Raw genomic sequence first — 2,822 nt, forward strand, 5'->3', positions numbered from 1 at the left:
CCACGCCTCGTCCAGCCAGTCGCGGGGAGCGCCGAGGTGAGACAGGGTCTGGTGGAAGTCGAAGATCACCGCGCGGAACGGTCGGGACGGCGCAGCGAGTGCAGCAGCCGAGTCGGGCGAGGCGTCGAGCTGTATGGCGAGCTCGGCAACCAGCTCGGCCCGCAGGTCGTCGTGCTGGCGACCTAGGGCCGATGCGGCATCGCTGCGTCCGACCCAGTGGTGCAGGGCAGCGAGCGGGCCAGCCGACGATTTCAGGCGGCTCCCAATTGTATCGCGGGGTGATGTGAGCGTGCAGGAAGGCGTCGTTGTTGCCTTGAATCTCCAGGTTGATCCGGCGGAATCCAGGATCTCGGCGAGCGCAGACCGTGGCGACCGCCCGACCCAGCGTGGCCATGTCGCTGAGGAAGAGCTGCTGGTCGGCCAGCTGCAGGTCGTGCAGCTGATCGGCGTGCGGACGGTCGGTGATGAGCACGCAGTAGCCGCGGGCAGGTGCTGGCGGTCGCCGATGACGGCGAAGCCGGCGCGCATGCGACGCAACACCGTGGGATCGGTGCCGGCCAGGGCCGATCCCACTCGATCCGAGGTGTAGCCCGATGGTGTCTCCATGTCAGGGACAGTAGGGCAGGAGCAGGCGGGGGACGACATACCCTGGCGTGATGAGCGACCTGCTGATCGGAGCCCACGTCCGCGACGACGACCCGATCGGGGCGGGGCTGGCGGTGGGGGCGCGGACGGTGCAGTTCTTCCTGGCCGACCCGCAGGGGTGGAAGGGGCCGCGACCGCGCCCTGACGCCGACCGGCTGCGCACCGCCCGGGACCAGCACGGGATCGCGGTCTACGTGCACGCGCCCTACGTGCTCAACGTCGCCACCGCCAACAACCGCATCCGCATCCCGTCGCGCAAGCTGCTGGCCCAGCACGCCGAGGCGGCTGCCGCGATCGGGGCCCGCGGGCTGATCGTGCACGGCGGCCACGTGAGCAAGGGCGATGCCGAGCAGGTGGGCTTCGACAACTGGCGCAAGGTCTTCGAGCGCACCGCCGCCGACGGCGGCTTCCCGCTGCCCATCCTGATCGAGAACACCGCCGGCGGGGACATGGCAATGGCCCGCCGGCTCGACGCGATCGCCCGGTTGTGGGACGCGGTGGGGGAGTTCGGCGCCGGCTTCTGCCTGGACACCTGCCACGCCCATGCGGGTGGCATCGAGCTGGCCACCGCGGTCGAGAAGCTGCGGGGCATCACCGGGCGGATCGACCTGGTGCACTGCAACGACTCGCGGGACGACGCCGGCTCCGGCCGCGACCGGCACACGACGCTGGGCCAGGGGCGCATCGGCCCCGATGAGCTGGTCGACGTGGTCCGCGAGGCGGGGGGACCGGTGGTGTGTGAGACCCCCGGGGAGCACGTCGCCGACGACATCGCCCTGCTGCGCGAGCGGGTGTAGCCGCGAGACGGTCGCCGAGCGAGCCGGCCCTGCAGCCGTCACAGTGGGGGCATGGACAGATACGGACTGGTCGTGATCGGCAGCGGTCCCGGCGGCGTGGGAGCCGCGACGGCATACCTCGAGGCCGGCGGGGCGACTCCGGTGCTGGTCGTGACCTCGGACGAGGACCCGCCCTACATGCGACCGCCGCTGTCCAAGGAGTCGCTGCGGTCAAGCCAGGAGCCGGAGCCGACGCCGCTGGCCGACGACCTGGGGAAGGTCGAGCTCCGGCTCGGCACCACGGTCTCCCACCTCGATCTCGAGGCCCGCAGCGTGCAAGCGGGGGCTGAGACCGTGGGCTTCGACCGCCTCGTCATCGCGACCGGCGCGCGCCCGATGTCGCTGCCCGGCATCGACAGTGAGGTGGACCAGCACCAGCTGCGGACCCTGGCCGACCTGCGCCGGCTGCACGAAGCTGCCGGGCACGCTCGCTCGGCCGTGGTCATCGGCTCGGGCTTCATCGGCTGCGAGGCCGCCGCCTCGCTGGCGATGCGCGGGCTCGACGTCACGATGGCTACCCGGGAGGAGGCTCCTCAGCAGGCTCGGCTCGGCGAGCACGTGGCCGGCGCCATCACCGGCTGGCTGCGCGGCTACGGCGTCACGATGCACACCGGGGTCGACGTGTCCTCGGTTGAGCCGCCACGCCAGGTGCATCTGTCCGACGGGACGACGCTGGAGCCCGACCTGCTGCTTGTGGTCGTCGGTGTCGAGCCGGCGACCGATGCTCTGGACGGGAGCGGCCTGGAGCTGGAGCAGGGTCGCGTGGTCGTGGACCAACGTCTGCAGACCGCGACCGACGGGGTGTATGCAGTGGGTGATGTGGCCCTGGCCGAGCACCAGGTCGCGGGACGGCGCGTGGTGGTGGAGCACTGGGGTGATGCCGAGGCCATGGGCGAGGTGGCGGGTCAGGCCGCCGCCGGGCAGGACGTCGTGTGGGAGACGATCCCCGGTTTCTGGAGTGAGATCGGCGAGCACACGCTGATGTATGCGGCATGGGGCGACGGTTACGACCGGGCCGAGGTCGTCGAGGGTGACGACGGCTTCACCGTCTGGTACGGCGACGAGCACGGCGCGCTGGTCGGGGTGTTGGCCTACGGCACCGAGGACGACTACGAGCGTGGCCGAGAGCTGATCGAGGCCGGCGTCAGCCTGGCCGAAGCGCTACAAAGGGCCGGCGGACGCACTGGCGAGGCCGAGGCTGCCAAAGAGACCTGACCCTCTCTGTCAACATGGGATGAGGCACCGGGAGAGTCCCGATCAGTGTCTTGAGGGCGGGGAAGGAGTTCCCTGAGATGACTACCACGATGACAGGACCGCAGCAGAAGCAGCAGTCTGGGCGTG

Annotated in this window: 3 protein-coding genes; 2 read left to right on the forward strand and 1 reads right to left on the reverse strand. The window is 70.8% G+C overall.

Annotated features, from left to right (window positions below; translation table 11 throughout):
• Window positions 1-573: hypothetical protein (locus ACR2FV_RS14460; protein ID WP_434016399.1), on the reverse strand; the 573-nt coding region annotated here is incomplete at its 3' end.
• Between the two features lie 83 nt (window positions 574-656).
• On the opposite strand from ACR2FV_RS14460, the gene ACR2FV_RS14465 reads away from it, so the two are divergent.
• Together ACR2FV_RS14465 and ACR2FV_RS14470 are read left to right on the forward strand one after the other, a co-directional pair.
• A complete protein-coding gene (locus ACR2FV_RS14465; protein ID WP_434016400.1) occupies window positions 657-1,442 on the forward strand; it encodes a deoxyribonuclease IV in 786 nt (261 codons plus the stop codon).
• A 51-nt stretch (window positions 1,443-1,493) separates the two neighbouring features.
• Complete coding sequence (locus ACR2FV_RS14470) at window positions 1,494-2,696, forward strand: NAD(P)/FAD-dependent oxidoreductase (protein ID WP_434016401.1); 1,203 nt, start codon at window positions 1,494-1,496, stop codon at window positions 2,694-2,696.
• Window positions 2,697-2,822: the final 126 nt, after the last annotated feature.

The sequence above is a fragment of the Ornithinimicrobium sp. genome, from assembly GCF_051004135.1.
GTDB lineage: Bacteria > Actinomycetota > Actinomycetes > Actinomycetales > Dermatophilaceae > Ornithinicoccus.

Coding starts and splice junctions, on each gene's coding strand:
- ACR2FV_RS14470 (WP_434016401.1), top strand. CDS start 1,494: ATGGACAGATACGGACTGGTCGTGATCGGCAGCGGTCCCGGCGGCGTG.
- ACR2FV_RS14465 (WP_434016400.1), top strand. CDS start 657: ATGAGCGACCTGCTGATCGGAGCCCACGTCCGCGACGACGACCCGATC.